The sequence below is a fragment of the Pseudomonas sp. CGJS7 genome (genome assembly GCF_036961695.1).
Window position 1 is genome coordinate 36,200 of sequence record NZ_JBAMDI010000031.1, and the last position, 26,367, is coordinate 62,566.

General features: G+C 68.3%; 19 protein-coding genes. 5 read left to right on the plus strand and 14 right to left on the minus strand.

Annotation, left to right across the window (positions count from 1 at the left end; all coding sequences use genetic code 11):
• Positions 1 to 54: 54 nt before the first annotated feature.
• The gene (locus V7787_RS19620; protein ID WP_336089193.1) at positions 55 to 414 is read right to left on the minus strand and encodes a hypothetical protein; all 360 of its coding nucleotides are present in this window, start codon (positions 412 to 414) and stop codon (positions 55 to 57) included.
• A gap of 196 nt (positions 415 to 610) precedes the next feature.
• Here V7787_RS19620 and V7787_RS19625 point away from each other — a divergent pair, with 196 nt between their 5' ends.
• The 3 genes from V7787_RS19625 to V7787_RS19635 all read left to right on the plus strand — a co-directional run bounded on the left by V7787_RS19625 (position 611) and on the right by V7787_RS19635 (position 4,292).
• A complete protein-coding gene (locus V7787_RS19625) occupies positions 611 to 1,741 on the plus strand; it encodes a sensor histidine kinase (RefSeq protein WP_336089194.1) in 1,131 nt (376 codons plus the stop codon).
• A 10-nt stretch (positions 1,742 to 1,751) separates the two neighbouring features.
• The gene (locus V7787_RS19630; protein WP_336089195.1) at positions 1,752 to 2,534 is read left to right on the plus strand and encodes a LytR/AlgR family response regulator transcription factor; all 783 of its coding nucleotides are present in this window, start codon (positions 1,752 to 1,754) and stop codon (positions 2,532 to 2,534) included.
• A 447-nt stretch (positions 2,535 to 2,981) separates the two neighbouring features.
• Positions 2,982 to 4,292, plus strand: coding sequence for an iron-containing redox enzyme family protein (locus V7787_RS19635; protein WP_336089196.1), 1,311 nt, complete (start codon positions 2,982 to 2,984; stop codon positions 4,290 to 4,292).
• Positions 4,293 to 4,474: 182 nt separating this feature from the next.
• Here the strand turns inward: V7787_RS19635 and V7787_RS19640 are convergent, their stop codons facing one another.
• From V7787_RS19640 to V7787_RS19685, 10 genes are all read right to left on the minus strand, one after another.
• On the minus strand, positions 4,475 to 5,830 hold the full coding sequence (locus V7787_RS19640; RefSeq protein ID WP_336089197.1) for an aspartate aminotransferase family protein: 1,356 nt from the start codon (positions 5,828 to 5,830) through the stop codon (positions 4,475 to 4,477).
• Positions 5,831 to 5,938: 108 nt separating this feature from the next.
• Complete coding sequence (locus V7787_RS19645; RefSeq protein WP_336089198.1) at positions 5,939 to 7,309, minus strand: DUF2252 domain-containing protein; 1,371 nt, start codon at positions 7,307 to 7,309, stop codon at positions 5,939 to 5,941.
• A gap of 126 nt (positions 7,310 to 7,435) precedes the next feature.
• Positions 7,436 to 10,192 carry a type 2 lanthipeptide synthetase LanM family protein gene (locus tag V7787_RS19650; RefSeq protein ID WP_336089199.1) on the minus strand — a complete coding sequence of 919 codons (2,757 nt, stop codon included), beginning with the start codon at positions 10,190 to 10,192 and terminating at the stop codon, positions 7,436 to 7,438.
• A 1-nt stretch (position 10,193) separates the two neighbouring features.
• On the minus strand, positions 10,194 to 10,826 hold the full coding sequence (locus V7787_RS19655) for a thioredoxin domain-containing protein (protein ID WP_336089200.1): 633 nt from the start codon (positions 10,824 to 10,826) through the stop codon (positions 10,194 to 10,196).
• A 21-nt stretch (positions 10,827 to 10,847) separates the two neighbouring features.
• The gene (locus tag V7787_RS19660) at positions 10,848 to 12,143 is read right to left on the minus strand and encodes an ABC transporter permease (RefSeq protein ID WP_336089201.1); all 1,296 of its coding nucleotides are present in this window, start codon (positions 12,141 to 12,143) and stop codon (positions 10,848 to 10,850) included.
• Complete coding sequence (locus V7787_RS19665) at positions 12,140 to 13,360, minus strand: ABC transporter permease (RefSeq protein ID WP_336089202.1); 1,221 nt, start codon at positions 13,358 to 13,360, stop codon at positions 12,140 to 12,142. The genes V7787_RS19660 and V7787_RS19665 overlap by 4 nt, the downstream gene beginning before the upstream one ends.
• The gene (locus V7787_RS19670; protein ID WP_336089203.1) at positions 13,357 to 14,046 is read right to left on the minus strand and encodes an ABC transporter ATP-binding protein; all 690 of its coding nucleotides are present in this window, start codon (positions 14,044 to 14,046) and stop codon (positions 13,357 to 13,359) included. The genes V7787_RS19665 and V7787_RS19670 overlap by 4 nt, the downstream gene beginning before the upstream one ends.
• Entirely contained in the window at positions 14,033 to 15,268 is a 1,236-nt protein-coding gene (locus V7787_RS19675; protein ID WP_336089204.1) for an efflux RND transporter periplasmic adaptor subunit, read from the minus strand. Before V7787_RS19675 ends, V7787_RS19670 begins: the two co-directional genes overlap by 14 nt.
• Positions 15,246 to 17,384: a peptidase domain-containing ABC transporter gene (locus tag V7787_RS19680; RefSeq protein ID WP_336089205.1), complete on the minus strand. Its 2,139-nt coding sequence runs from the start codon at positions 17,382 to 17,384 to the stop codon at positions 15,246 to 15,248. Before V7787_RS19680 ends, V7787_RS19675 begins: the two co-directional genes overlap by 23 nt.
• A 183-nt stretch (positions 17,385 to 17,567) precedes the next feature.
• Positions 17,568 to 17,759: a hypothetical protein gene (locus V7787_RS19685; protein WP_336089206.1), complete on the minus strand. Its 192-nt coding sequence runs from the start codon at positions 17,757 to 17,759 to the stop codon at positions 17,568 to 17,570.
• A gap of 527 nt (positions 17,760 to 18,286) precedes the next feature.
• Here V7787_RS19685 and V7787_RS19690 point away from each other — a divergent pair.
• On the plus strand, positions 18,287 to 19,663 hold the full coding sequence (locus tag V7787_RS19690; protein WP_336089207.1) for an acyltransferase family protein: 1,377 nt from the start codon (positions 18,287 to 18,289) through the stop codon (positions 19,661 to 19,663).
• Here V7787_RS19690 and pabB read toward each other — a convergent pair.
• The 3 genes from pabB to V7787_RS19705 form a co-directional block, all read right to left on the minus strand.
• On the minus strand, positions 19,576 to 21,705 hold the full coding sequence (pabB, locus tag V7787_RS19695) for an aminodeoxychorismate synthase component I (RefSeq protein WP_336089208.1): 2,130 nt from the start codon (positions 21,703 to 21,705) through the stop codon (positions 19,576 to 19,578). The genes V7787_RS19690 and pabB overlap by 88 nt on opposite strands.
• A 74-nt stretch (positions 21,706 to 21,779) precedes the next feature.
• Positions 21,780 to 22,535, minus strand: coding sequence for a 4'-phosphopantetheinyl transferase family protein (locus V7787_RS19700; protein ID WP_336089209.1), 756 nt, complete (start codon positions 22,533 to 22,535; stop codon positions 21,780 to 21,782).
• A gap of 236 nt (positions 22,536 to 22,771) precedes the next feature.
• Positions 22,772 to 24,409 (minus strand): M4 family metallopeptidase, encoded by a 1,638-nt coding sequence (locus V7787_RS19705; protein ID WP_336089210.1) that lies wholly within the window; start codon positions 24,407 to 24,409, stop codon positions 22,772 to 22,774.
• Positions 24,410 to 25,062: 653 nt separating this feature from the next.
• Between V7787_RS19705 and V7787_RS19710 the strand changes: the two genes are divergently transcribed.
• Complete coding sequence (locus V7787_RS19710; protein ID WP_336089211.1) at positions 25,063 to 26,316, plus strand: serine hydrolase domain-containing protein; 1,254 nt, start codon at positions 25,063 to 25,065, stop codon at positions 26,314 to 26,316.
• The last annotated feature ends 51 nt before the right edge of the window (positions 26,317 to 26,367 follow it).

The window sequence follows — 26,367 nt, forward strand, 5'->3', positions numbered from 1 at the left end:
TCGCGGTGGCGGCGCGCTGCGGGATGGAGCGCGCCGGGCCGATACTAGTACGTACTAGTACGAGTCGGCCAATGCGGCGTTCTCTCGCCGCGGCGGCGGCGGCATCCGCAAAGCGCGATAGCGGCAGACGTCGATGTCGGAATACACCACCGCGCGCCCGTCGGCGAAAGTCGTCTTGATGTCGTAGGCGCAGCCCTCGCCGACGATCTGGATCGTCGTCGCGCCGCCGCCCGCGGCCAGCGGCGCGCGCAGCGGTTTGTCGACGAACTCGGCAGCGCCGGCGCGGGCCACGGCCAGCGCGGTCACCGCCTCGTGGCTGCGGTTGATCACCTCGAAATAGCGGCCGCGCTCGGCGGAGGGCGCGGCGGCGGACAGCGCGAACAGTATCAGGACGATCATGGGCGACGGGCGCATGGCGGGGCTCCGGTGACCGATAGCGGGCGCCGATCGCCCGGTTTCGCGCATATCGCAGCCCGGACCGCCCCGCCGCCGCCAGCGATCCGGGACGAATCGTCGCAGCGCGGCGCCGAATCGTAGTCCGCGCGGCGATGCTTTGCGCCGCTGTCCGCCGCGCTTACGATGCCGATGTCTTGGGCGAGAGCGGCGAAGGATGAAGATCGCACTGGGCGACACCCGGATCGGCTTGTTGCGCTACCTCGGCCTGTGGACGGCGGTGGTGGTGGTGTTCGCGCTGCAGGCCATGGTCCACGACGCGTTCTTCGCCGAGACCTGGTCGATCTTCGACTACCTGCGCTGGTCGATGATCCAGTGGTACACCTGGGCGGCGTTGGCGCCGTGGGTGTTCCGCCTGGCCGCGCGCCATCCGATCCAGGCGCCCGGGCGCTGGCGCGCGCTGTCGCTGCACGTGTTCGCCAGCATCGCCATGACCGCTCTGGCCCTGACCATCGGCGCCGGGGTTTCGACCTGGTTCGAACCCAGTTCGTTCGGCGAACAACTGCTGCAATTCGTCGGCCGCCACGCCGCGATCGGGCTGCTGACCTATTGGGCGCTGCTGTTGCTGCAGCATTCCCTGCGCCTGCGCGCCGAGCGCGCGCAGCGCATGCTCCAGGCCAGCCAACTCGCCGCCGAGCTGGCGCGCTCGCGTCTGCAAGTGCTCAAGACCCAGCTGCAACCGCATTTCCTGTTCAACACCTTGCACGCCATCGTTACCTTGCTGGAAGAAGACCAGCGCTCGGCCGAAGACATGCTGCTGCGCCTGAGCGAACTGCTGCGCGCGTTCCTGCACGATTACGACGGCCAGGAGATCAGCCTGCGCCGCGAACTGGATCTGCTGGCGCTGTACCTGGGCATCCAGGACCAGCGCTTCAAGGACCGCCTGAGCACCCAGATCTACGTCGCGCCCGACACCCTGGACTGCGCGGTGCCGAGCCTGTTGCTGCAGCCGATCGTCGAGAACGCGATCCGTCACGGCATCGGCCGGCGGGTGGGCGCGGACCGGATCGAGATCGAAGCCCGCCGCGACGGCGACAGCCTGTGCATCGAAGTGCGCAATCGCAACAGCACCCTGGAACCCGACGCCGCGCCGGCCGACGGCGCCGCCGGCCACGGCATCGGCTTGTCCAATACCCGTTTGCGGCTGCGCGAGCTGTACGGCGAGGCCGCCGAGCTGCGCCTGGACATGCTCTGGCCCGAAGGCGTGGCCTGCCGCATCCGCCTGCCGTTCCGCGTCGCCGACGACATCGAAGCCGACGACGACGCGCCCGAGCACCTGCCGGCATGAGCGCGCGGTCATGAAACTGTCCGCGCTGGTGGTCGACGACGAGCCGATCGCGCGCCATGCGATCGCGCGGCTGCTGCGCGAGGACGCGCAGATCGAGCTGCTCGGCGAATGCGGCGACGGCGCCTCGGCGGTGATCGCGATCCGCGAGCGCTCGCCCGACCTGGTGTTTCTGGACATCCAGATGCCGGCGATGACCGGGCTGGATGTGGTTGCGGCGATCGGCGCGGCGCGGATGCCGGCGACGGTGTTCGTCACCGCGTACGAGCAGTACGCGGTGCGCGCGTTCGAAGCCAATGCGGTCGACTACCTGGTCAAACCCTTCAGCCGCGCGCGCTTCGCCGAAACGCTGCAACGCGCCAAGCAGCGTTTGGCGGCGGCCGACGACGGCAACGCGCGGATCCTGCGCGCGCTGCAAGCCTTGCGGCAACGTGAGGACTACCTCGAACGGCTGCCGGTGCGCAGCGGCGAGCAAGTCAGCTTCATCGCCGTCGACGACATCGTCTGGATCAAGGCCAGCCGCAACACCGTGCAGGTGCATCTGGCCGATCGCGTGCACGAGCTGCGCGAGACCATGGCCTGGCTCGGCGAACGGCTGGACCCGCGCCGCTTCGCCCGCATTCACCGCTCGGCGATCGTCAACATCGGCCGGGTGCGGACCATCCATCCGTGGTTCAACGGGTATCACGTGGTCACCATGGACACCGGTCAGCAGTTGCGTATGAGCCGGTATCAGCATCAGACGTTTCTGCGGTTGGCTACGACGCAGCGCGAAGACGACCGCGGCGGCGAGTGATTCGCGGGCGGGTCGCGCGGTGATCGCCTGCCTTCTGCCAAATCTGCCAGCGCCTCCGCCTCCCCCAGAACGTCATCCCCGCGAAGGCGGGGATCCAGGGCTTCATCTCGACATGACTCTGAAATCTCTGGATCCCCGCCTTCGCGGGGATGACGGTAGGTAGCAACGCAGTGATGGCGGTATCCGCCCGCGCAGCGATGCCGCGCCACCCACAAACGCGCCCCGCATCGCATTCATTTTGTTCCTGCATCGCCGTTGCTCGCTTTGTTACATCTGCGCAGCGAGCGCGCTCAATCGCGCCGGTACGGTCCTAAACGCGCCAGCCGCCGCGCGCTCCCACTGCTCGTTATCCATGGCACGGACTCTCGGCGGCCGCGACGCCCGCACGGCGTCGCTACGGCGCGGACGCAACGCCACCTCTACGCCACTACAGGATGGACTTCCGCCATGAATATCGAAATCGCATCGCCGCCGCATGCCGATCTGGGCCTGGACATCGACCGCTTCTGGGCCTTGGCCGACCGACTGCAGGAGCAAACCGTCGACCACGCCGGCGAAATGTTCGCCTTCGTCGAACGCGCCAGCCCCGAACGCCTGTACGGGCTGTTGGCGCAGTACCGCTGTTTCACCGTCTACTACATCGCCGACATCGCGCTGCTGATCGCGCGCCTGCCGCCCGGGCGCATGCGCAGCTTTCTCGCCGACATCCTGTACGACGAACTGGGCAGCGGCGATCACCGCCAGGCGCATCCGGAGCTGTACGACGACTTCCTCGCCAGCCTGGGCCTGGCGCAACCGGCGCTGGATACGATCGGGCTGGCCGACAACATCGCCTTGCTCGAACGCGCGCGCGAACGCCTGATCGCGCCGTCCAGCGGCGCCGCCTACGGCATCGGCCTGCGCGGCATGGGCGGCGAGTGCGTATGCCAGATCTACCTGGCGCGTCTGTACGAGCATTTGCGCCGCAATCCTTACATCCGCGCGAACGCCGAGCGCATCGACTGGCGCTTCTGGGATCTGCACGTCGGCGAACACGACATCGCCCATCGCGAGAAGCTGCGCAAGCTGATCGGCGAAGAACTGGGCGGGATGGCCGGCGATCACGTCGAATCGCTCAGCCAGGGTTACCGCGACAGCATGCAGGCGTGGTCGGCGTTCTGGAAAAACATTCACGATGAGGCGGTGCGTCCCGCCGAGAGCGACGCGCCCGCGCGCGCGCCGCTGGGCGAGGTGGTGCTGGGACCGCGCGAGACCAAGGCCGACGACACCATCGCCCAGTTCCATCTGGCCATCGGCGTGCACGATCTGATGCAGGCGCGGCAGTTCTATTGCGAGGTGCTGGGCGCGCGCCAGGGCCGCTCGACCAAGAATCTGATCGATCTGGATTTCTACGGACATCATCTGGTGATCCATCAGGCGCCGCGCGAGAACGGCGATGCGGATGCGTCGTTCGGCTCGGCGTTCTACGGCGAGACCGTGCGCGTGCCGCACTTCGGCATGAACCTCAACTGGCGCGACTGGAGCGAGCTGGCCGAGCGCATCAAGGGCCACGGTTATCGCTTCATCGATCCGCCGCATGTGCGCATGCGCGATCTGCCTGGGGAGCACGCCACGATGTTTCTCGACGATCCCAGCGGCAACTCGCTGGAGTTCAAGGCGTTTCGCAATCATGCCGAGGTGTTTGCGGTGATTTTCTCGAATGAGATCCGCGATATTCTCGGTCTGGAGAGTTTGGTCAAGCAGGCGGCGACGACGTAACTTCCCCTCTCCCGTTTCCGCTCCCTCTCCCGCTTGCGGGAGAGGGTTGGGGTGAGGGCACGCGGGGTAGCAAATCGCGTCGCAACTTCAGTTGCGCGCGCCCTCATCCGCCCTGTCGGGCACCTTCTCAGCCTTGCACTCCCTTCGGTCGCCGCAAGCGGGAGAAGGGCACAAGCGCTAGCTCACACGCAATAGCGATCCGCCACGCTCAAGGCTTCATCCAACATCGCCAACCCTTCACGCAACTCATCCTCGCCAATCGTCAACGGCGGCACTATGTGGGTCCGGTTGAAATTGACGAACGGCCACAACCCCAGCCGCTTGCACGCAGCGGCGAACTCCGCCATCGGCGCATTGGCCGCACCGCTGGCATTGAACGGCACCAACGGCTCGCGGCTGTCGCGGTCGCGCACCAGTTCCAGCGCCCAGAACGCGCCCAACCCGCGCACCTCGCCGATAGACGGATGCCGTTGCTGCAACTCGCGCAGCGCCGGCCCGATCACCGCATCGCCCAGCCAGCGCGCACGCTCGATCAAGCCTTCTTCGCGATACAAGTTGATGCAAGCCACCGCCGCCGCGCACGCCAGCGGATGCCCCGAGTAAGTCAGTCCGCCCGGAAACACGCGCTGCCGAAAGCTCTCGGCGATCCGTTCGCTGATGATTACTCCGCCCAAGGGCACGTAACCGCAGTTCACGCCCTTGGCGAAGGTGATCAGGTCCGGCGTCACCCGCCAGCGGTCGATCGCGAACCACTCGCCGCAGCGGCCGAAGCCCGACATCACCTCATCGGCGATCAGCACGATGCCGTGGCGGTCGCACAGCTCGCGCACGCCCTGCAGATAACCGTCGGGCGGCACCAGGATGCCGTTGCCGCCGACCACGCTCTCCAGCGCGATCGCCGCGACGGTGTGGGCGCCCTCGACCATCAGCGTATCGGCCAGATGCGCCAGCGCGCGCTCGCATTCCTGTTGCGCGTCCTGCGCATGGAACGAGGAGCGGTACGGATACGGCCCCCAGAAATGCACCACCCCGGGCATCGCCGGTTCGGCGCCCCAGCGGCGCGGATCGCCGGTGAGCGCGATCGCCCCGGCGGTGGCGCCGTGATAGCTGCGGTACATCGCCAGCACCTTGTGCCGGCCGGTGTGATGGCGGGCGATGCGCACCGCGTTCTCGACCGCCTCGGCGCCGCCGTTGGTGAAGAACACCTTGTTCAGATCGCCCGGCGCGACCTCGGCGATCAGCCGCGCCGCTTCGCTGGTGGCGGCGTTGGCGTGGTACGGCGCCAGCGTGCACAAGGTCTCGGCCTGGGCCTTGATCGCCTCGATCAGACGCGGGTGCTGATGGCCGACGTTGACGTTGACCAACTGGCTGGAAAAATCCAGCCAGCTGCGCCCGCTCTCATCCCAGAAGCGCGAACCGCGCGCGCCGGCGACCACCACCGGATCGAGCGCGCCCTGCGCCGACCAGGAATGAAACACGTGGTTGCGGTCGTCGCGGTAAGCGGGCGAACGCGCGTCGGTGGCTGGCTTGGAATCCACGCTGAGGTCCTCGTTGGCGGGCGGCCGCGGCCGCACGGGTCGTCTGAGCGGATGCTACCCCGGTTGCGGCCCGTGCGGATCGCCCGCGCCAACGCGGATCGGCGGCGATCAGTACAGTGCGGTTCCCGCGTTGTACGCCTCCACGAACGCCTGCCAATCCAGTTCGACTTGATCGGCATAGTCGAACGCGAAGCCGCGGATCTCTGTCTTCAATCCGCTCTTGCTGGTTACCACGTCGCTGACTTGCTTGTCGATGCTGTAACTCACCACCGAGCTGTCGTAATCCTGATCGGCCAAGGCATGCGCGCTGGCCAGGGCCTGGCCCAGATACCCGGCCGCGGTGTCGAGCTTGCCCGCGCTGTCGAGCTTGGCCGGATCGAAGTCTTCCTGGAACGGCGACTTCTCGCGCACGTAGAACGGCGTGCCGCCGATGCTGGCGTGGCCGATCAGCACGTCGGCGTTGCTCACCTGCGCCTTGGCCGTGCGCGCCACGCGCAGGCCCTGATGGCTGTCGTAAGCGCTGGCGGGCAAGCGGCCCGGCGCGGCCACGGCGACGGCGCTGACGGCTTCTTGCTTGAATTCGAGGATCGCATCGTCGCTGTTCTGCGCGCTGCCGCCTTCGATCAGCACGTAGTAACGCGCACGGCCCAGGCTGCCGACGCCGGAGCCGAGCTTCTGGCGCACGTCCTTGACCGTGTAGTAACTGGCCGGATAGCGCTTGGACTCTGCGATGGACGACACATAGCCCGCCATCGCCGAAATCAGGCCGCTGCGGGTGGCGGCCGATACCGCGACCAGCGTGTCCAGCGCCTGGAATTTGCGCGCGCCGCCGCTGACTTCGGTGTACTTGGACAGCAGCTTGTCGCGGGTCTTGCCGTCGGCCTTGGCGATGATGTCGGCGACCGCGCCGCTGGTGTTGTCCTTGCTCAGGCGGAAGCTGCTTTCGCCGCTGTTGCCCTTGAAGTCGGCCATCTTGTCGACGTAGTTGCCGACCAGGGTATCGATGGCCGTGCCGATCTTGGCATCGCTCACGCCGTTGTCGCGCCCGGCCAGCACCAGGCTCGCGGCGAGCCGGCGCAGATCCCACAGGTATTGACCCAGATACCCCTCGTCGAAGTCGGCGACCTTGAACACGGCCTTGCCGCCGCTGTCGCGCGAGGCGTCGAAGTTGCCCAGATGGGCGTCGCCGCCGATCCAGGTGTAGCCGGTTTGCGCGCTCGCATAGTTCGAAGCCGGCAAGGTGTTCATGTCTTCGAAAAACAGATGCGCGGTGCCGCGATAGAACGCGAACGGCCCGCCGGCCATGGTCGCCAGCTTGGTGTCGAGCTCGCCGCGGGCGCTGGCGGCGTAGGGATGGTTGTGGTCGCGGATGTGCTGCACGACCCAGTCCTTGCGCGCGCCGGCGGCTACGGCCGGGGCTTGGGCGCAGGCGGTCGCGGTAAGCGCCAGGGCGAGCAGCGAGAGGCGGATCGAGGACATGCAAACCCTTTCAAGACCAGGCCGCGGCGGTGCGGCGCAGTCGAGTCGATCACCCGCGTGTGTCAGTGGCATGAATCGCATCGGCCCGTCTCGTTCCGCCGCTGGTTCGCCCCATTTACGGCCCGCTTAGGTCAAGGTCAATGGGCAGAATCCGGGCGCCGCTTCGGCATGGCCGCATCCCTGCGCGTGGGCCAGGCCCGCGCCGGACACGCCGACCATCAGGCCGAGATTGCCGCTGTCGTGGGTCCAGCCCGCGCGATACGCGCGGCCGCCCAACTCCGGCGCGGGCAGCGTGAAGTCCAGGCCCATACGCGCAGCGCTCAATGCCAGCGCCCGGTGCACGCCGACGCTGCCGTGGCAAAGCGAATCGTCCTTGAGCCGGCCGAACCATTCCACGCTGCGCGCGAATGCGGTCGCGGCGTGGCCGCGTTGCCAGTCCTCCAACGCGTCCCAGGTTTCGGCGCGGGCCAGCAAGAATCCGGCGGCGCCGTTGCACCAGCCCAAGGAATGTTGCGGCGTGTCCTCGCGAGTGTCCGGCCATAAGCCGATGTCGGCGTCGAACAAACGGTCCTCGGCTAGCAGCGCGCGCAAGGCGGTCTCGCGCATGCGCGGCGCGTCCAGCGCGCCGGCCAATCGCCACAAGGCGAAGGCGATGCCGCTGCCGCCGTGGGCGAAACCGGTGACGCAGCGGCCGACGCCGTGCAACAGCCACTGCGGGCCGTGTTCGCCGTCTTGCGCGCGTTCGAGCAGGCGCTCGCCGAGGCGTCGCGCGATCGGCAGCAAGCGCGGATCGCCGCTGCGACGGTGCAAGGCCAACGCCACCAGGGCGATGCCGGCGGCGCCGTCGACGATATCGCAGCGTTCGCCGTCCCACTGCGGTTCGCGCGCGACGAAGGCGTCCACCGCGGCGGCCAACAAGGCCGCGTCGCCGCGCAGGACGGCGGCATCGGCCAGCGCAAGGATCAGCCCTTCCATGCCCGAATACGCGCCGCTGCCGAGCATCTCGCTGCGTTCGCTCAACAGCCGGCGGGCGGTGCCGATCAACCGCTCGGTCAAGGCTTCGACCGCGCCGTCGTGGGTGCGCGCCGACTGCCGCGACAGGAACGCCAGGATGCCGCCCAGGCCGGTGTAAAGATCCGGCCCCATCGGCATGATCGCGAACTCCGCGCCCGGGGTGCCCGCCGGCGGGCTGTAAGTCCACAGCACGCTGCCGTCGCTGTCGCCGGGCACGCAATCGCCGATCAACGCGCGCGCCGCAGCCAACGCCGCGTCGCGGTCGTCCAGTACCGGCGCGCTCGGACAGCCCAGCGACAAAGCCACGTAGTTCAGTTGTCGCTCGACCCACTGCGGATCGGCGAAGCGTTGCAGCCGCTCGCCGGCCAGTTCCAGCGCCGAGCGCTCGAAGAAGTTCTCGACCGTGCCGAACGGGCTGAGCAGATCGCGCCCGCCCAGGCTGGCTTCGAAGTACGGAATGTCGAATTGCAGCAGTTGCCGGCGCTCGCTCTCATACAGATGGCGCAGGAACGGCTTGCCGGCTTCCTCGCGGCGCAGCTTGAGCAACAGCGCGTCGGTGCGCGCCGGATCGGCCAGGGCCGGGTGGGTGGTTTCGGCCAGGAACAAACCGTACAAATAGGTGTGGCGCAGGATCTGCCGCGAGCGCAGACCGGCGGCGGCCTGCAACCAGGTGACGATGAATTCCCCCTGCGCGACCAGCGCCGCGGCCGCGTTGCGGTAGCCCTCGGCGAAGTGCGGCAGATACTCGGCGAACGCGGCCGGCGCGTCGCCCACCCGCGGCACCGGGCTGGCGATGGCGATGGCTTCCTGCACCCGCGACAAGCGCATGCTCGCGGTCTTGGCGTCCACCGCCACCTCGCGCGAGACCGGAGCGGCGACGCGGTCGCCCTGGGCGGCGCCGGAGAACACGCCCTCGCGGGTGCGCCGCAGCGAGACCACGCCGACGCTCAGCACCGACTCGCCCAGGCGCCGGTCCAGTTCGCGCTCGGCGGCCATGATCGCGATCGGCGACGGCGCCTGCCGTTCGATCCGCGCGGTGTTGGTGAACAAGGCCTCGACGTCGACGAAGAACGGCCGGCCGTGCGCGTCGGTGACGATGTTTTCGAAGTGGATGTCCGAGCCGCACAGCAGGTGCGCGACCGCGGTGCACACGCCGAGCGCGCGATAGAAACGCCTCGCGGCCTCCGCGCCCGCGGCGCCGCCGCCGCGCACGCCCAGTTGCCAGCCGTAATCGCCGCGGTCGAGCGAGCGCAGCGTTTCGATTCCAGGATCGGCCACGCGCTGCAAGTGCGCGAACAGCAAGTCCAGGCCGAGCCCGCGCGGCTTGTAGTACAGGTCGGCGTGTTCGAAGCGGTAACCGATGGTCGCGCGCGCGCCGCGGTGCGGATCGCCCAGGCCGAAGTCGACCCGGGTCGGCGCCTGCGCGCTGCGCGGCTGCAACGCGCTCAAGGCCTCGCGGTCCGCGCTCAGATGGCGCAGATGCTCGCGCAGGAATTCGATGAAGCCCGCGCAGAACCTTAGCGCGCGCGCATACAGCGGCGCGTAGCGTTCGCGCAGCTCGCGCGCCCGGTCGCCCTCGGCGATGTCGCGCAGGAACGCCAGGAACACCGGATCGCCGACCGCGGTCGCGGCCGCGCCGGCATCGGGCGCGGCGGCGGCGTAGCGGTTGAGTTCGAACACGAATGCTTTCTGGAACATCCAGCACAGCCGCTGCAGCAGGTACTCGCTGGCGCCGGCGCCGATGGCGGCGCGATAGTCCGCGGGCAAACCACTGGCGTCCAGGCAGGCGTTGATGTCCCCGCGCAAGGCTTCGGCCTCGGCGCGGCAGATCGCGGCGATGTAGTAACGGTCGAAATCCAGATTGCTCATGTCAGCGCGCACCCGTCGGCGCCGCGCGCAGCGCGGTCTGGTAATGGCCCAATACCCAGGGATCGCTCAATAAACTGCGGTCGATCACCACCGTGGGCACCGAGGAAATGCCGTGGACGATGGCGCGGTAGCGCTGGCGCTCGACCTGCTGGGCGATGTCCGGGCGCTGCATGCAAGCGCTCAACTCGGCCGCCGCGGCGCCATCGGGCGCCAGCTTGCGCGCCAGCTCCGGCGTGGCCAGCCCTACCAGGTCTTGCCCGTAGATGCGGTCGTACAAGGCGCGCACGTCGGTGCCGGGGCGTTGTTGCAGACAGGTCACCGCATGAGCCAGCTCGGTGGAGCCGTCGCGGATCGGAAACGCCAGCACCCGCAGCCGCGCGTCGCCCTTGTCGACATAACGCTTAAGCAATTCGGGCAGGATTTCGGCGTGGAAGCGCTTGCACGCCGGGCAGCCGTAGTCGGTCACCAACACGATTTCGTGCGGTGCCTTGGCCGCGCCCAACATCGGCAGGTCGTCGACCTGCATCGTCGGCAGCGGCTCCGAACGCCCGGCCGCCATCAGCACGAAGCCCAGCGACACCGCCAGCACCGCGACCAGCAACGCCCCGCCTATCCAGACCCACGGTCCTTTCATGTCTCGTCCTCAGTCCTGCGCTTAGTGATGATGTAAACCGGACACCGGGTCCGAACGCGCGGCGCGCGCCGCCGGCAGCACCCCGGTCAACACGCCGACCAACAGCGCGGTGGCCACGCCGTACGCGCAACCGGCCAGCGACACGGTGGGTTCGCCGAAGTAACGCGAGTTGGCGGTGATCGCCAGCGCCGCCAACGCGCCCAGCAACGCGCCCAGCGCGCCGCCCAGGCCGGTCAGCACCGCCGCCTCCAGCAGGAACTCCAGGAAGATGCCGGCGCGGGTGGCACCGAGCGCGCGCTTGATCGCGATCTCGCGGCGGCGCGCGTTGACGCCGGACAACAACACGTTGCCGATGCCCAGCGCGGCGACCGCGAACACCACCGCCATCAGCGCGCACAAACCGATCCGCACGCTGGCCAGGGTGCCGTCGAGGTAATCGCGCAGGCGCTGGGCGGTGACGACGATGAAATCGTCCTCGCCGCGCGCGGCATGGCGCTGTTTGCGCAGCTCCGCGGTCAGCCGCCGGGCGACCGCGTCGATGTCGTCGCCGGCGCCGAAACCGATGTGGATTTCCAGATCGCTGCGGCTGCCGTCGCTGTCCATCGCCCGCACCAGGCCGATCGGCGCGATCACCAATCGCTCGAAATCGAAGCCCAGCGCGCTGCCCGCGCCCTTGACCACGCCGACCACCCGGCACGAGCGCCCGGGCAAGCTCAGATCGCGGCCGAGCACCGCGGTTTCGCCGCCCAACTCGCGCGCCAGACTGCGGCCGAGCAAACATTGACGCCCGCCGCCGCCGCGCCAATCCCGGCGCGCCGGCCAGGCTCCGGCGACGCGCTCGACTTCGCCGAGTTCGAAATAGGCCGAACTGGTGCCGTAGATCGCCGCGGTGCTGGCGCGCGCTCCCAACGCCACCGCGTTGTTGAAGCCGCCATAGCGCAGCAACGGCGCCACCGGCTGGCGCGCGAACGCCCGGCTCACCGCGCGCAGGTCCTGTTCGGACAAGCGGTTGGCGGTGCCCAGCACCAGCGCTTCGTACGAGGGATCGGCGCGGACGATGGCCACTTGCCGGCCCATCGATTCGAACGAGCGCACCAAGGTCTTGGACAAGCCTTGCGACAACGACATCACCGCGACGATCCCGGCCACGCCCAAGGCCACGCTCAGCATCGCTACGCCGGTACGGATCGGAAAGCTGCGCAGCTGGCGCAGCGCGGCGTGGAAGGCTTCGGCCAGGGCGAAGCGCCACGACGGCTCGGCGTCGCGTTCGCTCGCGCCGAGCGCATCGATCTGGCCGGAGTCCAGGTTCGCGCTCATTGGCTGCGCAGCACTTGCTTAGGATCTTTGCGCGCGGCCTGCCAGGCCGGCGCTAGCGAGAACGCCACCACCAGCGCGGTGGTCGCCACCGCCACCAACGCGCAGGCCTGCGCGCTCAAGGTCGGCGCCGAATCCAGGCGCAAGACCTGTTGCAGCACCGTCGCCGCGCCGCGGCCGAGCAGCAGGCCCAGCGGGATCGACAGCAGACACAGCCACAAGGCTTCCAGCACGAACAGCCAGGCGATGTCGGCCTGGGTCGCGCCGACCGCGCGGCGCAGGCCGATTTCGCCGGAGCGCTCGTCGGCGGCCAGAAACATCATGTTCATCACGCCCAGCGCCGCGACCAGCGAGGCCAGCAGCGAAATCCACGCCACCGTCCGGCCCTGGCTTTGAGTCGCCGCGCGCGCGCTGTCGAGCAGGCTTTGCCTGGCCTCGATGCGGAAGTCGTCGGCATCGAAACGGCCGTTGTACTTGCGCAGCAAGACGCCGCGCACCTGTTCGCGCAGCCGCTCGATGTCCACGCCGGGCGCGGCCTTCAGCACCAGCCGGCCGCCGTCGTCGCCGGGTTTGATCAGCGCGCCGGCGCCGGCCAGCGGCAGGAACAGCGCATCGTCGTTGGAGACGAACTTGCCCGGCTCATCGGTGGCCTTGAGCACGCCGCTGACCGCGAACCATTGCCCACCCACCCGCACGAACCGGCCCAGCGGCGATTGCCGGGGAAACAGCCGCGCGGCGATGCGCGCGCCGAGCACGCACTGCCGCGTCGCGCCGGCGCGCGCGCCGAAGTGGCGGCCTTGGCCGATCACGACGCGGTCGATCGAGAAATAGTCCTCGCTGACCGCCAGCACCTGCGCGACCTGACGGGTGCCGGCGCCTTCCAGCAGGGTCGCCGCACCCGACAGTTCCTGCACCAGCGCCGCGCGCGCGATCCAGTTCGGCCGTTGTTGCAGGTCGCTCAAATCGCCGGGGCCCGGCACGAAACCGCCGGCGACGCTGGACTGGCCGCGGATCACCAAGGTGTCCTGGCCCAGGGTTTCGAAGCGCCGCCCGAGCACCTGGGCCATGCCCTCGGCGATGCTGGCGATGGTCGAATACGCCATCACCGCCAGCACGATCGCGCTGGCGCACAGCAGGCTCGCGCGCGGGCTGCGCGCCAGCGAGCGCGCCGCGTCGGAGACATTGGCCCAGCCGCGGCGCATGCGCTTGACCGCGCTCAAGCCGACGCGAACGCGGTCGATTCGATCACCCGACCGTCGGACATGCGGATGGTGCGCTGGCAGCGCTCGGCCACGTGCGGCGCGTGCGTCACCACGATCAGGGTGCGGCCATGCGCGTGGATGCGCGCGAACACGTCGAGCACCTCGTCGGAGGTTTTCGAATCCAGATTGCCGGTCGGCTCATCGGCCAACACGATGTCGGGCTCGCCGACGATGGCGCGGGCGATCGCCACGCGCTGGCGCTCGCCGCCGGACATTTCGTCGGGACGGTGCTCGGCGCGGTGGCTCATGCCGACTTCGGCCAACGCCTCTTGCGCGCGCGCCCGCGCCGCCGCGCGCGGGCGGCCGCGGTAGCGCAGCGGCAGCATCACGTTTTCCAGCGCCGAACAGTTGCCGAGCAGATGAAAACTCTGGAACACGAAGCCGATGGTGCGGTTGCGGAAGCCCGACAACGCCGCATCGTCCTGGCGCTGCACCGGCCGGCCGTGGATGCGGATCTCGCCGGCATCGGGCGTGTCGAGAAAGCCGATCAGATTGAGCAGGGTCGATTTGCCCGAGCCCGAGGCGCCCATCACCGCCACGCATTCGTGCCGGGCCACGTGCAAGTCGACGCCGCGCAGCACCGCCACTTCGGTCGCCCCGAGCCGATAGCTCTTGCGGATGCCGCTGAGCTCAACCGCGTTCATACGACACCACCCGCACCCGCGTGCCCGGTTCCGGCGCGGGCTGGCCGGGCGCCGGCACCACGATCAGGTCTTTCGCGCTGAGCCCCTTGCGGATTTCCTGATGGGTGTCGTTGGCGTCGCCCAACTGCACCTCGCGCAGGCTGGCCACGCCGTCGCTCACCACCAGCACCGCGCCGCGGGCGCCGCCCGCCGCGGCGGCATCTTCGCGCAGCGCGGCGATCGGCACGGTCAGCACCGGCGCGGCCTTGCGGCTGGGGAATTCGACCCGGCAAGTCATGCCGGTGCGCAAACTGGCGCGGCGGGTGTTGCGGATCTCGATCACCACTTCGTAATTGGCCGCACCGGCGGGCGCCGCGCCATTGCCCGCGGGCGGACGCGTCGGCGCCATCGACACCGAGCGCACCGTGCCCGGCAACGGCGTTTCGTCGAACGCCGGCACCACCACGTTGGCCGGCGCGCCCGGGCGGATCTTCCACACGTCGTATTCGCCCAGCTTGGCGGTCGCCACCAGCACGCTGGTGTCGGCGATCCGCGCCACGGTCGAGCCGCTGAAGCTCAGCGCGCTCGGCACCGCGGTTTCGCCGGGCGAGATGTCCAGCGACAGCACGGTGCCGTCGATCGGCGAGCGCAACAGCGATTTGTGCAGACTGTCCTGAACCTCATCGACCAGCGCGCGCTGGTTCTGGATGCGCGCGGTGCCTTCGCGGTATTCCGCATCGGCCTGGCGGTAGGCGGCGCGGGCTTCGTCCAGGCCTTCCTGGCTGACCAACTGCTGCGCGCGCAAGGCGGTGAACCGGCGCAGCTTGGACTCGGCCAGTTCGCGATTGGCGCGCTTGACCTCCAGCGAGGCGATCTCGCCGTCGCGGCCGGCGATGCGCTGGGCCATCTGCGCCTGGTACTGCTGCGAACGCAGTTTCATCAACGGCTGCCCGCGTTTGACTTCATCGCCCTGGCGCACGTAGATCTCTTCGACCGCGCCGAGCACTTCGGAGGTCATCGCCAGTTCGTTGCGGTACGACAAGGTGCCGTCGGCGAAGATCGTCGTCGCCAGCGGGTCCATGCCGGGATTGACCACCGCCACCGGCGCCACCGAGGCGACGGTGTTGCGCGCCATCAGCAGGCCCAGCAGCAACACCGCGGCGGACAGCACGCCGGCGGCCACCACCCAGCCGCGCTTGCGCGCCGCGGCGCGGCCCGGATCAGACATAGACGGGGCGTTCATGCTGCGACTCTCCTTGCGCGGCCTCGCCCGCCCCGACTCGGCCCAACTCGTGCACGCGGTCGCCCGGCTGGATCCATTGGGTGCGGTGAGTGACGATGATCTTCATGCCCGGCCACTGGCGCAGATGGCGCAGGATCGCGCCCTCGGTGGCGGTGTCGATGTCGCTGGTGAATTCGTCCAGCAGCATGATCGGCGCGCGGCTGTACAGCAGCCGCGCCAGCGCGATGCGCTGGCACTGGCCCGACGACAGGCTCTGCCCGACCGCGACCACCTGGGTCTGGTAGCCCAGCGGCCACTCGGCGATCTCGCCGTGGATGCAGGCCGCGCGCGCGCAGCGCTCGATCCGCTGCAGGTCCGGCTGCGGATCGAACATGGCGATGTTCTGCTCGACGCTGCCTGCGAACAGGGCCGGGTGCTGATTGAGGTACGCCACCGCCGCCGCGCCCGGCGCGGCCGCGGGTTCGCCCTGAATCCGCACTTGCACGTTGCCGGCATCGGGCAGCAGCAGGCCGCCGATCAGTTTCAACAAGGTGCTCTTGCCGCAACCCGACGGCCCCACGATCACGTTCAAGGCGCGGTCGTCGAAGCTGGCGCTGACCTGGTCCAGCACCGGCTTGCCGGTGCCCAGGTACGAGAACCCCAAACCGCGCACCGCGACCTGAGTCGGTTGATCCCACACCGGCGCCTGCGCGTCGGCGGGCGGCGCGGCATCGTCCAGGCTCATCAGGCCCTGGATCGATTCGATCCGGTCGGCGTTGATCCGCACCACCACCAGTTGCATGAAGAACATCTGGATCGCGCGCACCGACGGGCCGGTCCAGCCGAGCAGGAAGTAGCAATAGAACGCGGTCTGATCCGACAGGTCGATGGTCGGAAACGCCACGAACAACAGCAGCAGCGCGGCGATCGGCACCACCTTGTCCTGGTAGGCGTACAAGGCCTCGAACACCGCATTGAGTTTGCCGCGCGCCTCCAGCCAGTGCTGATGCTCGCCGAAGCGCTGCATCAAGCGGTCGGCGAACACGCCTTCCTTGCGGTTGACCTTGACGTCCACCGCCATGGTCAGGGTTTCGGCCAGGGTGCTGTAGTAGCCCGAGTACGCCAGCACCTCGCCGCCGGTCAGGCGCAGCAGGCGCTTCCAGCACAGCACCAGCACCGCGGTGGACAGCGTGGTCAGGGCCAGGAACAGCAACGCCACCGGCAGGCTTTGCACCGCCAGTACCGCCAGGGTGGCGATCAGCACGCCCGAGTCCAGGATCAATCCGGTGATCCGCGCGGACAGGAAGTCGCGCACCCCGGAAACCGAATTGACCCGCGCGATCAGATCGCCCGCCGGCAGCAGCGAGAAGATCCGCAGCGGCAATCGCAACAGGCGGTCGACGAAGCGCGTTATCAACGAGCGATCCAACTTCAGCTGGATCATCAGCGACACCCGCGCGCGCATCCAGTGCGCGATCACGAACGCCAGCGACAACACCAGCAAGCCCACGCCCAGGCCGGTGGCGCTGCCCTGCCCGCCGTAAGCCAGGAAGGTCACCGCGCGGCTGAGCAGCCACGGGAACGAAATGGTGGTGGCGACCGTCAGCGCGATCACGCTGAGCAGGAACAGCCACAGCGGCCAGTGCTCGCCGAGAAATTCCTTGAACAGCTGGCCCAGCGGCGAAGTCTTGGCGCCGGCCGGCGCGGACGGATCGCGTTCGGCGCCGATGAACACGCCGCTCCACAAGACCTGGAATTCGGCGAGCGGCACCCGGCTCTCGCCCGCGGCCGGGTCCAGCACCGTGACCGCGTGGTCGTCGATGGCGGCGACCACGACGAAATGTTCGCGGCGCAAATGCACGATCACCGGCAGCGCCACATGCCGCAGCGCTTGCACGCCGCCGTCGCTGGCGCGCAAGGCGCGCGGTTTGACCCCGCACATGCGCAGCACATCGAGCATCTCTTTGGCCGACATGCCGCGCTGGCTGACCGGATAGCGCGCGGCCAACGCCAACATCGGCATGCGCAGCCCCAATCCCGACAACAGCATCGAGATGCAGGCGTGGCCGCAGTCGGCGGCCGAGGTCTGACTGACGAACTTGGTTTTCGCAGGCTTGCGCCGCGATGGATTGTTCACGCGCTGTGTTCCAGGCAAGGTGCGCTCGCGCGCGCCGTCGCGCGGCCGCCGCTACGATCCGGATCGCGCGCGCATCCGCGCATGCGCAGCAGCGCGCCCGATGCGAACGCCATCGCGCGAGGGATCGGTCGGGGCCGCATCGCGAAAAAGCCGCCCGTTACCGCCGGGCGGCTCCGGTTCGGATCAGCAGTGGCCCACGCAGACCGAGTGGCCGTTGGAACAGCCGCACTCGCCGGTGAAGGAACACAGCCAACCGCAACCGCACACTACCGGTTTGCCGCCGAACAAGGCTTCGAGGTTTTCGTCCGAGAGTTCCTCGGCGAAGGGGACTGCGCTGGCGCTGGGATCTTGGACAAGATCGTGTTGCTGCAACATGGGGAAGTCCTCGGTTTGACCACGAGCGGATGCGCTGCGTGGGTCGATGCCCCCCTGACTTTCGACGTTGCACTTGTTACCACGGCGCATCGCGCGGTTCCGAGGCTCACGTCAAGAATCGTTTCGCATCGGATGTCCAGTGTTTGGTTTCGCAAACGTGATCGCTTAGAAAAGAATATTTCGTTTCTTGCGCATGACAAAAGCTGCGAACGGATCAGCGAAAAATTCGTTTGGCGAATCCGCTAGCGCCTATCGCATCTCGCATTGCGCCGATTCGGCATCGCTCGCACGCATCGCGGATAACGCATGCGTAACGCTTGGCCGCATGCGGCGCTCGATCGCGTTGCGCGCAACCACGACCCGTTCACAGTTCGCCGCCAGCGTGCGGCAGCGATGGATGCCGATCCGCTGCTCGCGCGAACCAATGCGGTCTAACGCGTTCGGCGAAGCGTGATTCAGACAACAGAAGCCCGCCACCGACCTCGTTAGTCTCGCCGAACCTCCAGTGTGCATCGTGGGATCGCGGCATGGTCGATATCCATCAGGTATGGCCGTACTTCCTCATGATGGCGCTGGCGTTCGCGTTCGCCTCGCTGCCGTGGTTCCGCAGCGCCGACAGCGCCGGCCCGCAACCGGGCAAGCGCACCGACACGCTCGACGGCCTGCGCGGATTTCTGGCGCTGAGCGTGTTCGCCACCCATGCCATCGTCCACTACGAGTACCTGCGCACCGGCGTGTGGAAGCCGTCGACCGCGCAGTTCTACAACGTCGCGGGCGTGGTGTCGGTGTGTTTGTTCTTCATGCTCACCGGTTTTCTGTTCTGGAATAAGTTGCTCAAGGCCGAAGGCCGGCCTGGGTGGAAGAACTTGTACATCGGCCGTGTGTTCCGCTTGGGGCCGATGTACGTGACCGCGGTGCTGACGATGATCTGCGTGGTCGCCTACCGCACCGGATTCCAATGGCAGGTGCCGCCGCTGCAGGCGATCGCCTCGGCGCTGGCGTGGCTGGCGCTGGGCATCGTGCCGCCGCCGCCGACCATCAACGGTTACGCCGACACCGGCACGATCCTGGCCGGAGTGACCTGGACGCTGTTCTTCGAATGGGTGTTCTATTTCTCGCTGCCGGTGCTGGCGGTGTTCGTGCGTCGGCGCAAGCACCTGCTGTTCACCGGCGCGGTGGTGGCGCTGTGCTTGCTCACCATCGTATTGGCTACTTGGGACGGAGGCTTCCAACCCGGAGTGAAACCGCGGCCGATCCTGTTCCTGGCGGTGCTGGCCGAACTGATCCTGATGCTGTTCTCCGGGATGTTCGTCGCCTCGCTGCTGCATGTCGGCGTCGGCGCCCGGTTCAAGCTGGAAAGTCCGCTTTGGGCGGCGGTGGCGCTGGCCGCGTTGCTGCTGGTGTTCGCATCGCTGCTGAGCACCCGCAACATCGGCATGCTGCAGCTGGCCGTGTTGTGCCCGCTGACCGGGGTGTTCTTCTTCATCCTGTGCTCGGGCAACCGCTTGTTCGGGGTGCTGGCGCTGCCGGCCTCGCGCCGGCTCAGCAGTCTGAGCTACAGCATTTATCTGTCGCAGGGCCTGGCCATGGTCGCGGTGTTCGCGATCCCCGGGGTCAAGCAGTACGCGCTCAGCGGCACGGTGGCGTTCTGGATCGTCAACATCGCCTGCGCGCTGGTGTTGATCGTGAGCTCGTTCGTCACTTATCGCTGGGTGGAAGAACCCGGCATCCGCATGGGCCAGCGCTTGTCGCGCAAGCGCCCGGCCGAACCGGCGGCGTTGGCGCCGGCGACCTCGACGGCCTCAGCGGGCCGCGATCAGTCCGTTGGCGAATCCGACGCCGCCTGCACCCGCAGCCGGTCGCCCTCGACCCGATACGCGAACTCGGCGCCCGCGCCGAGGTAATGCCACAACGGCCGCAGCACCGCTTCGGCCTTGAGCAGCACTTCCTCGAATTCGGCCTGCGCGTCCGACAGCCAGGTGATCGCGCCGCCGGCGCCGAAGGCGACGCTGTCGCCGTCGTAGGACAAGGTGCGGATGCCGATGTTGAGATCGGCCACCCGGTTGTAGCCCAGGTAACCGATCGAGCCGCAGTACACGCCGCGCGCGCTGCGCTCCAGCCGGTCGATGATCTGCATCGTGCGCTGCTTGGGCGCGCCGCTGATCGAGCCGCCGGGAAAGGTCGCGCGCAGCAGATCGATCAGGCTGCGGTCGGGCCGCAGCTGCGCTTCCACGGTGCTGACCAGTTGGTGCACGGTGCGGTAGCTCTCGACCTCGCGCAGCTTGGGCACCTCGACCGTGCCGCGCACCGCGACCCGGTTGAGGTCGTTGCGCATCAGGTCGACGATCATCAGGTTCTCGGCGCGGTCCTTGTCCGAATCGGCCAGACGGCGCGCGTACAAGGCGTCGCGCTGCGGATCGCGCGAGCGCCGGATGGTGCCCTTGATCGGCTTGGTCTGGATGCGGCCGCCGCGATCGACCCGCAGGAAGCGTTCCGGCGAGGTGCTGAGCACATGGCCGTCGCCGCAGCGCAGATACGCGCCGAACGGCGCCGCGTTGCCGCGCCGCATCCGTCGGTACAGGGCCAGGGGATCGAGCTCGACCCGGAAGCGGAAGTGATTGGTGAGGCAGACCTGATACGACTCGCCTTCGACGATGGCGCCGCGGCAGGCGTCGATGGCGGCCAGATAGTCGTCGCGGCCGAGGTCCATCTCCACTTCCAGCGCTTGCAGCGGCGGCGTGTGCTGCGGCGGCGCGGGTGCGGGATCGGCGCTCAAGCCCGCGACTCGTTCGCAGGTGGCTTGCAACCAGGCCTGCGCCGACGCCAGCCCCTCGCTGTCGGCGATCGCCACCGCCCAGGCGCGGCCGCCGGCGTGGTCGAAGGCCAGGAACCGGCGCACCCGCATCCACACCGCATCGGGCAAGGCCGCATCCGCGCCGCGGTCGCCGTCGAATACGGCCTTCATCTCGTAACCCATGTAGCCCACGTAACCGCCGCGGAAATCGAACGGCAAACCGTCGGCGTCGGCGACTTCGCAGCGTTCCAGTTCGGCTTGCAGTTCCGCCATCAGCGCCTGCCCCGCCGACAACTGCGCGTCGTCCTCGGCGATGCGGTAGCGGCGCAGGTCCGCGTCCTCGACCGCGCCCATGAAGGAGCACGCGCTGGCCTCATCGGCGATCTGACTGTCGAGCCAGAAACTGTTGCGCTGTTGCGCATAGAGCTGCGCGAACACCGCTTCGGCATCGATCCGCTCCGCGCCGGCGATCCGCAGCGGCCGCTGCAACACCTGCAAGCGTTCCACCAGCGCCGCGGCGACCGGCGCCGGCGCGGGCGGCGCGCTGACCGCGACCAGGGCGCGGCGGCGATGGTGGCGGGCCAGGTCGCGGAAGTTGGCGATCAGGTCGATGCCGTGTTCGGTCAAGATCGACTCGGGGTGGAACTGCACACCCCATTGCGGCCGGCGCAGATGGCGCAGGGCCATGATCAGCCCGTCCTGGCTGTGCGCGGTCGCGCGCAGCGGCTCGGGCAAGGGCGAGGCGGCGATCAGCGAGTGATAGCGCACCACCGGCAGCGGCGAGGGCACCCCGGCGAACAGGTCGCGGCCGTCGTGCAGCACCTGGGCGATGCGGCCGTGCACCGGTTCGGGCGCGTGGGCGATGCGGCCGCCGTGGGCGTGGGCGATGCCCTGGAAGCCCAGGCACACGCCCAGCAGCGGCAGCGCCGAGCGTTCGATCGCCTGGCGCGAAACGTGGAAATCGGCCGCGCGGGTCACGCTGCCCGGCCCGGGCGAGATCACGATGCAGTCGTAGCGGTCGTCGGCGCGCAGCTCGTCCCAGTCGTGTTCGTCGGTGCGGACCACGCACGGCGCATCGCCGAACGCCCGGCCGATCTGGTCGGCGAGGTTCCAGGTGAACGAGTCGTGGTTGTCGATCAACAGGCAGCGCATGATCCGGCTATTGTCGTACAAACCCGGGCGCTGGACCTGTTGAGCGCAGCGCCGGCCGGCTGGACGGCCGCCGCTCAGTCCGCCGAACGCAGGATGCAGGCGATGCTGCGCACGCCGCCGTCCTCGCCGTGGCAGTCGACCGCGAAGCGCTGCCCGGCGCGCACGCCCGGCGCCAGGGTCTGCGCGGCGGCGAACACCAGGCCGCGCGGCTCGACCCGGATCAGGCGCATGGCCTCGAAGCCGAAGAACCGCCGCACTTGCGGGAACAAGGCCTTGTACAGACTTTCCTTGGCCGAAAACGCCGCCGCCAGGCCGAACGGGAAGTCCTCGAAGCCGGCGCGGATCAGCGCTTCTTCGTCGGCATCGACGACCACGCCGCGGATCTGCTCGGCCAACTCCGGGCCGATCCCGCGTTCGATGTCCACGCCCAGGCCGATCACCTCGGCATCGCTGCTGGCGATGCACAGCGCGCGGTCGCCGGCGTGGGAGATCGAGGCGATCGCGCCGGGCGGCCACAGCGGTTCGCGGTCCGGACCGATCGCGATGGTGCCGGCGGCGATGCCCAGACGGCCCAGCGCGCGCCGCGCGCAGATTCGGCCTGCGAGGTATTCGCCGCGGCGCTTGGCCACCGCGCGTTGGAGCTGGGGTACGAAGGCGATCGCATGCCGGGCGAACAACTCATCGTGATAGGCGTGCAGGTCGAAACGGCAGGCATGGCCGACGAAACGGCGACCGAAGGCCTCGATCTCGATGTCGCGGGCTTCGCGCAGAAACTCCGGGCCTGCCGGAAGCGGTGCGGGAGGGGCAGAGGCCGGTACGTCGGCGGTCATGGGCGCGAAGACAAGGGGCAGGCGATCAGGATCGCACAGCGCCGACGACGCAGGTACGACAGTCGGCGGACGGGACCCGGCCGCTGGCGCGGGCGACGGCGAAGACTTCACCCCATATCGCGCCGACGCCAACGGGCGCTATCGCCGACATCGCCGCGGCCCTGGGGCGCGAGCGCAACGCCGAACGGCCCGCACGCGGCGGGCCGTTCGCGATGCAGCCACCCGATCGATCGGACTCAGTTGACGTTGGCCGCGCTCCAGGCCCGGGCCACCGCCGTGTGCTCGGCCGAGCCCGCGCCGTACAGTTCCGCCGCCGCCTGCAAGGTCAAGGTGCGCGCCTGCGGGTAGCTGGTGTTGCTGGTGAACTTGGTGGTCAGCGCGCGATAGAAGATCTTGCCCGCCTTATCGCGGCCGATGCCGGCGATCGCGGTATCGCCGTTGCAGACCAACTGGCTCGCGGTCAGGCCCGATCCGGCCGGAGCCACCGAGCCTTCGGCCAGCAAGTAGAAAAAGCGGTTGCCGACGCCGGAGGTGTAGTGCGGATCGTGGATGCCGCCGGCCGCCAGGTTCGGATCGAAACCGCCGGCCGGATAGCAGTTGAACGACTTGCCGTCCGCAGCCTGGTTGTACATCAGCCGGAAAGCCTTGCCGTCCAGGCGCGACTTTTCGCCGATCTCGTAGTCGCCCGGATCGGCGGCGTTGTTGGCGTAGAACTCGACCAGGGTGCCGAAGATATCCGAAGCCGATTCGTTGAGGCCGCCGGCGTCGCCCGAGTAGGCCAGCCTGGCGGTGGCGCTGGTCACGCCATGGGTCATCTCGTGTCCGGCCACATCGATCGCAACCACCGGTCCAAAGTTGCGCGTGGCATCGCCGTCGCCGTAGTACATCGCGTTGGTCAAGGCGACATAGGCCGCGTTGGCGCCCGTGGTCTGGCCGCTCTTGGTCTTGAAATTGACGTGCGCGAAACTGCGGATGCCCTTGTTGTTGTTGGACAGGCCCAGCCGGCCGTGCACGTTCTTGTAGTAATCCCACGTCACGCCCACGCCGTAATGGATGTCGGCGGCGACGGTGGCGCGATCGTTGACGGTGTGGTCGCCCCACACGTTGTCGGTATCGGTGAATTGGGTTCCGGACAGGAACAGCGCATCCAGGCCGGTCACCAGCGCGCCGTTGGCGTCGAGCACCGAACCGCCGCCGCGGGTGGTGTCGATCAGGTCGAACTTGGTCGCGCTCTTGCTGTCGGTGGCCAGGCTCAGGCTGCCGTAGTACAGCGACTTGCCGGTGCCGACCGCGGCCGCGGTCTGGATCAGGTCTTCGACTGCGAGCGTCTTGCCGCTGCTCGCATCGATGTAGTACTTGACCAGACCCGAGTGCAACTGGGTATCGGCACCGGCCAGCACGACCTCATACGCCAGCACCGGCTTGGCGCCGCGCGCGTAGACTACCGTTTGGTTCGAATAGACCTTGTCGACGCGGCCGCTGAAGCGCGTGCCGGCTTCGATCGCTGCATCGTCCTTGCTCAGGCGCGCCGCGCCGGTCGGCCGCAGCGCGCTGCGCAGGGTCAGCGACGCCGCGCGCAGCTTGCCGCGCGCGCTGGTGGCGACGGTGTCGCCGCCGATCACCGGCATGCCGCGCCAAAGACGGTCGAAACGGACATGTTGGACGCCATCGGCGTCGACGACGGCATCGCGCGCTTGGAACACATCCTGACTGTCGGCCTTGAGCAGGCTGCGCTGGCCGGCGATCAAGCTTTGCGCCTGCTCCATCGCCAGCGCGCGCGCCGCCGGCGGCGCGGCGTGCGCGACCGATGCGGACAGAGCGGCGATGGCCAAAGCCAGGGCGATGCGCTTGGGCGGATTGGAATGCGGATTCATTAGGTACGTCCCCTGATCAAGTCGTGCAAGCGCCGGTACGGCCGGCGAACCGCGACGGCGTAATGCGCCCTCGACGACATCTTGGTTCAAGAAAAACGGCTCGACGGCGATGCGCAAGCGGGAGTGTGCGGATGAAACTGCGACGGTTGTTTGCAGTTTTCGTATTTGTCATATGCGCATTTAATGATGCCGTCGTGAAGCGCGCTTTATGCGGTTTCTTAGGCAACGGATGCATGTGTGCTAGTGATGCAGATGATCGATGCCTATATGTTTTTCGTGGCACATGTAGTGCGTATTTAATGGCGTAGTGCGGGATCGCGATGGCGGTTGTCTGATCGCGTCGAGGTGTTTTAGGTGGTTGGGTGTTGGAGTGCGGTGGGGGCAAAAGCAAATCCCCCCTAACCCCCTAACCCCCCTTTTGCAAAGGGGGGAATGGTTCTGCGGGAATTTTGGGGGGAGGCGCAGGCCAATGATTGCCCCCTTTGCAAAAGGGGGCGCGCGCCTTGCGTCGGTCGGTGATCCGCGTGGTGTCGGCGCGGGGGATTCGCTCTGCCGGACCGGTACGAATCGTTCCGATACCATCGCCCCGACACTGAAACTTCCCAGCGCGGTGTGCAGTGTCCACTGGCCCCGCCCTTTAAGGATGATCCCGCATGCGCATGAAGACGCTGAGCTTCGCCCTGATCCTGGCCGCAACGCTGTCCACGCCGCTGGCGCTGGCCCGCGAAGCCGCGCCGCGTAGCGCGCCAGCCGGCGAACTTTCTCCGCAACGCCTGGCACGCCTGGACACAGTCCTGCAACGCTACGTCGACGACGGCGCCCTCGCCGGAATGGTCGCGCTGGTGCTCAAGGACGGCCAGCCGGTGTACCAACGCGCGCTGGGCTGGAGCGATAAGGAAGCCGGCCGGCGCATGAGCGTGGACACCGTGTTCCGGATCGCCTCGCAGACCAAGGCGATCACCAGCGCGGCGATCCTGATCCTCGCCGAAGAAGGCAAGCTCACCGTCACCGATCCGGTCAGCCGGACCATTCCGGCCTTCGCCAAGACCACGGTCGCGTCCGCCGACGGCGCCGCGGTCGCGGCCAAGCGCCCGATCACCCTGCACGATCTGCTGACCCACACCGCCGGCATTTCCTACGGCCGGGAGTCGGCGGCGTATGAGGCCAAGGGCCTGGGCAAGGCCGCAGGTTTCGGCTGGTACACCGCCGACAAGGACGAGTCGACCTGCACGACCATGGAGCGGCTGGCGACGCTGCCGTTCGTGGCCCAACCCGGCGAGCGCTGGGTGTACGGCTACAACACCGACATCCTGGGCTGCGTGGTCGAACGCGCCTCGGGCATGAGCCTGGACGCGTTCATCCGCGAACGCATCACCGGCCCGCTGGGGATGAAGGACACCGGGTTTTTCCTGCCGCCGGCGCAGCGCGAACGGTTGGCGGCGGTGTACGAGAACGATGAAGCCGGCCGTATCCGGCGCGCGCCCGAGGGCAGCCGCGGGCAGGGTCATTACATCGAAGGCCCGCGGCGCAACTTCGCCGGCGGCGCGGGGCTGCTTTCCACCGCGCGCGACTACTCGCGGTTTCTCGAAGCCATCCGTCGTGGCGGCGCGCTCGACGGCGTGCGGATTCTGTCGCCGCGCAGCGCGCGGCTGATGCACAGCAGTCTGTCCGGCAGTCTGTATCCGGAACCGGGGATGGGCTTCGGTTATGGCTTCGAGGTGACCGAGCGGTTCGGCGCCAATGGGCTGGATGGGGAAGGCGCGTATGGGTGGGCCGGGGCGTACGGGACCACGTATCGGGTCGATCCGGAGGCGGGGCTGGTGTTGGTGTTGATGTTGCAGCAGTTGCCTAATCGCACCGATGTGCATTCGGTGTTTTCTACGGTGGTGTATCAGGCGTTGGATTGATTTGGGGCGTAAGAGCAAATCCCCCCTAGCCCCCCTTTTTCAAAGGGGGGA

Excerpts from the sequence above, each read along its gene's own strand:
- pabB (WP_336089208.1), bottom strand. The coding sequence starts at position 21,705 with ATGCGCTGCCTGTTGATCGACAACCACGACTCGTTCACCTGGAACCTC.
- V7787_RS19620 (WP_336089193.1), bottom strand. The coding sequence starts at position 414 with ATGCGCCCGTCGCCCATGATCGTCCTGATACTGTTCGCGCTGTCCGCC.
- V7787_RS19645 (WP_336089198.1), bottom strand. The coding sequence starts at position 7,309 with ATGTCCTCGATCCGCCTCTCGCTGCTCGCCCTGGCGCTTACCGCGACC.
- V7787_RS19705 (WP_336089210.1), bottom strand. The coding sequence starts at position 24,409 with ATGAATCCGCATTCCAATCCGCCCAAGCGCATCGCCCTGGCTTTGGCC.
- V7787_RS19650 (WP_336089199.1), bottom strand. The coding sequence starts at position 10,192 with ATGAGCAATCTGGATTTCGACCGTTACTACATCGCCGCGATCTGCCGC.
- V7787_RS19685 (WP_336089206.1), bottom strand. The coding sequence starts at position 17,759 with ATGTTGCAGCAACACGATCTTGTCCAAGATCCCAGCGCCAGCGCAGTC.
- V7787_RS19670 (WP_336089203.1), bottom strand. The coding sequence starts at position 14,046 with ATGAACGCGGTTGAGCTCAGCGGCATCCGCAAGAGCTATCGGCTCGGG.
- V7787_RS19690 (WP_336089207.1), top strand. The coding sequence starts at position 18,287 with ATGGTCGATATCCATCAGGTATGGCCGTACTTCCTCATGATGGCGCTG.
- V7787_RS19660 (WP_336089201.1), bottom strand. The coding sequence starts at position 12,143 with ATGAGCGCGAACCTGGACTCCGGCCAGATCGATGCGCTCGGCGCGAGC.
- V7787_RS19710 (WP_336089211.1), top strand. The coding sequence starts at position 25,063 with ATGCGCATGAAGACGCTGAGCTTCGCCCTGATCCTGGCCGCAACGCTG.
- V7787_RS19635 (WP_336089196.1), top strand. The coding sequence starts at position 2,982 with ATGAATATCGAAATCGCATCGCCGCCGCATGCCGATCTGGGCCTGGAC.
- V7787_RS19675 (WP_336089204.1), bottom strand. The coding sequence starts at position 15,268 with ATGAACGCCCCGTCTATGTCTGATCCGGGCCGCGCCGCGGCGCGCAAG.
- V7787_RS19630 (WP_336089195.1), top strand. The coding sequence starts at position 1,752 with ATGAAACTGTCCGCGCTGGTGGTCGACGACGAGCCGATCGCGCGCCAT.
- V7787_RS19625 (WP_336089194.1), top strand. The coding sequence starts at position 611 with ATGAAGATCGCACTGGGCGACACCCGGATCGGCTTGTTGCGCTACCTC.
- V7787_RS19700 (WP_336089209.1), bottom strand. The coding sequence starts at position 22,535 with ATGACCGCCGACGTACCGGCCTCTGCCCCTCCCGCACCGCTTCCGGCA.
- V7787_RS19655 (WP_336089200.1), bottom strand. The coding sequence starts at position 10,826 with ATGAAAGGACCGTGGGTCTGGATAGGCGGGGCGTTGCTGGTCGCGGTG.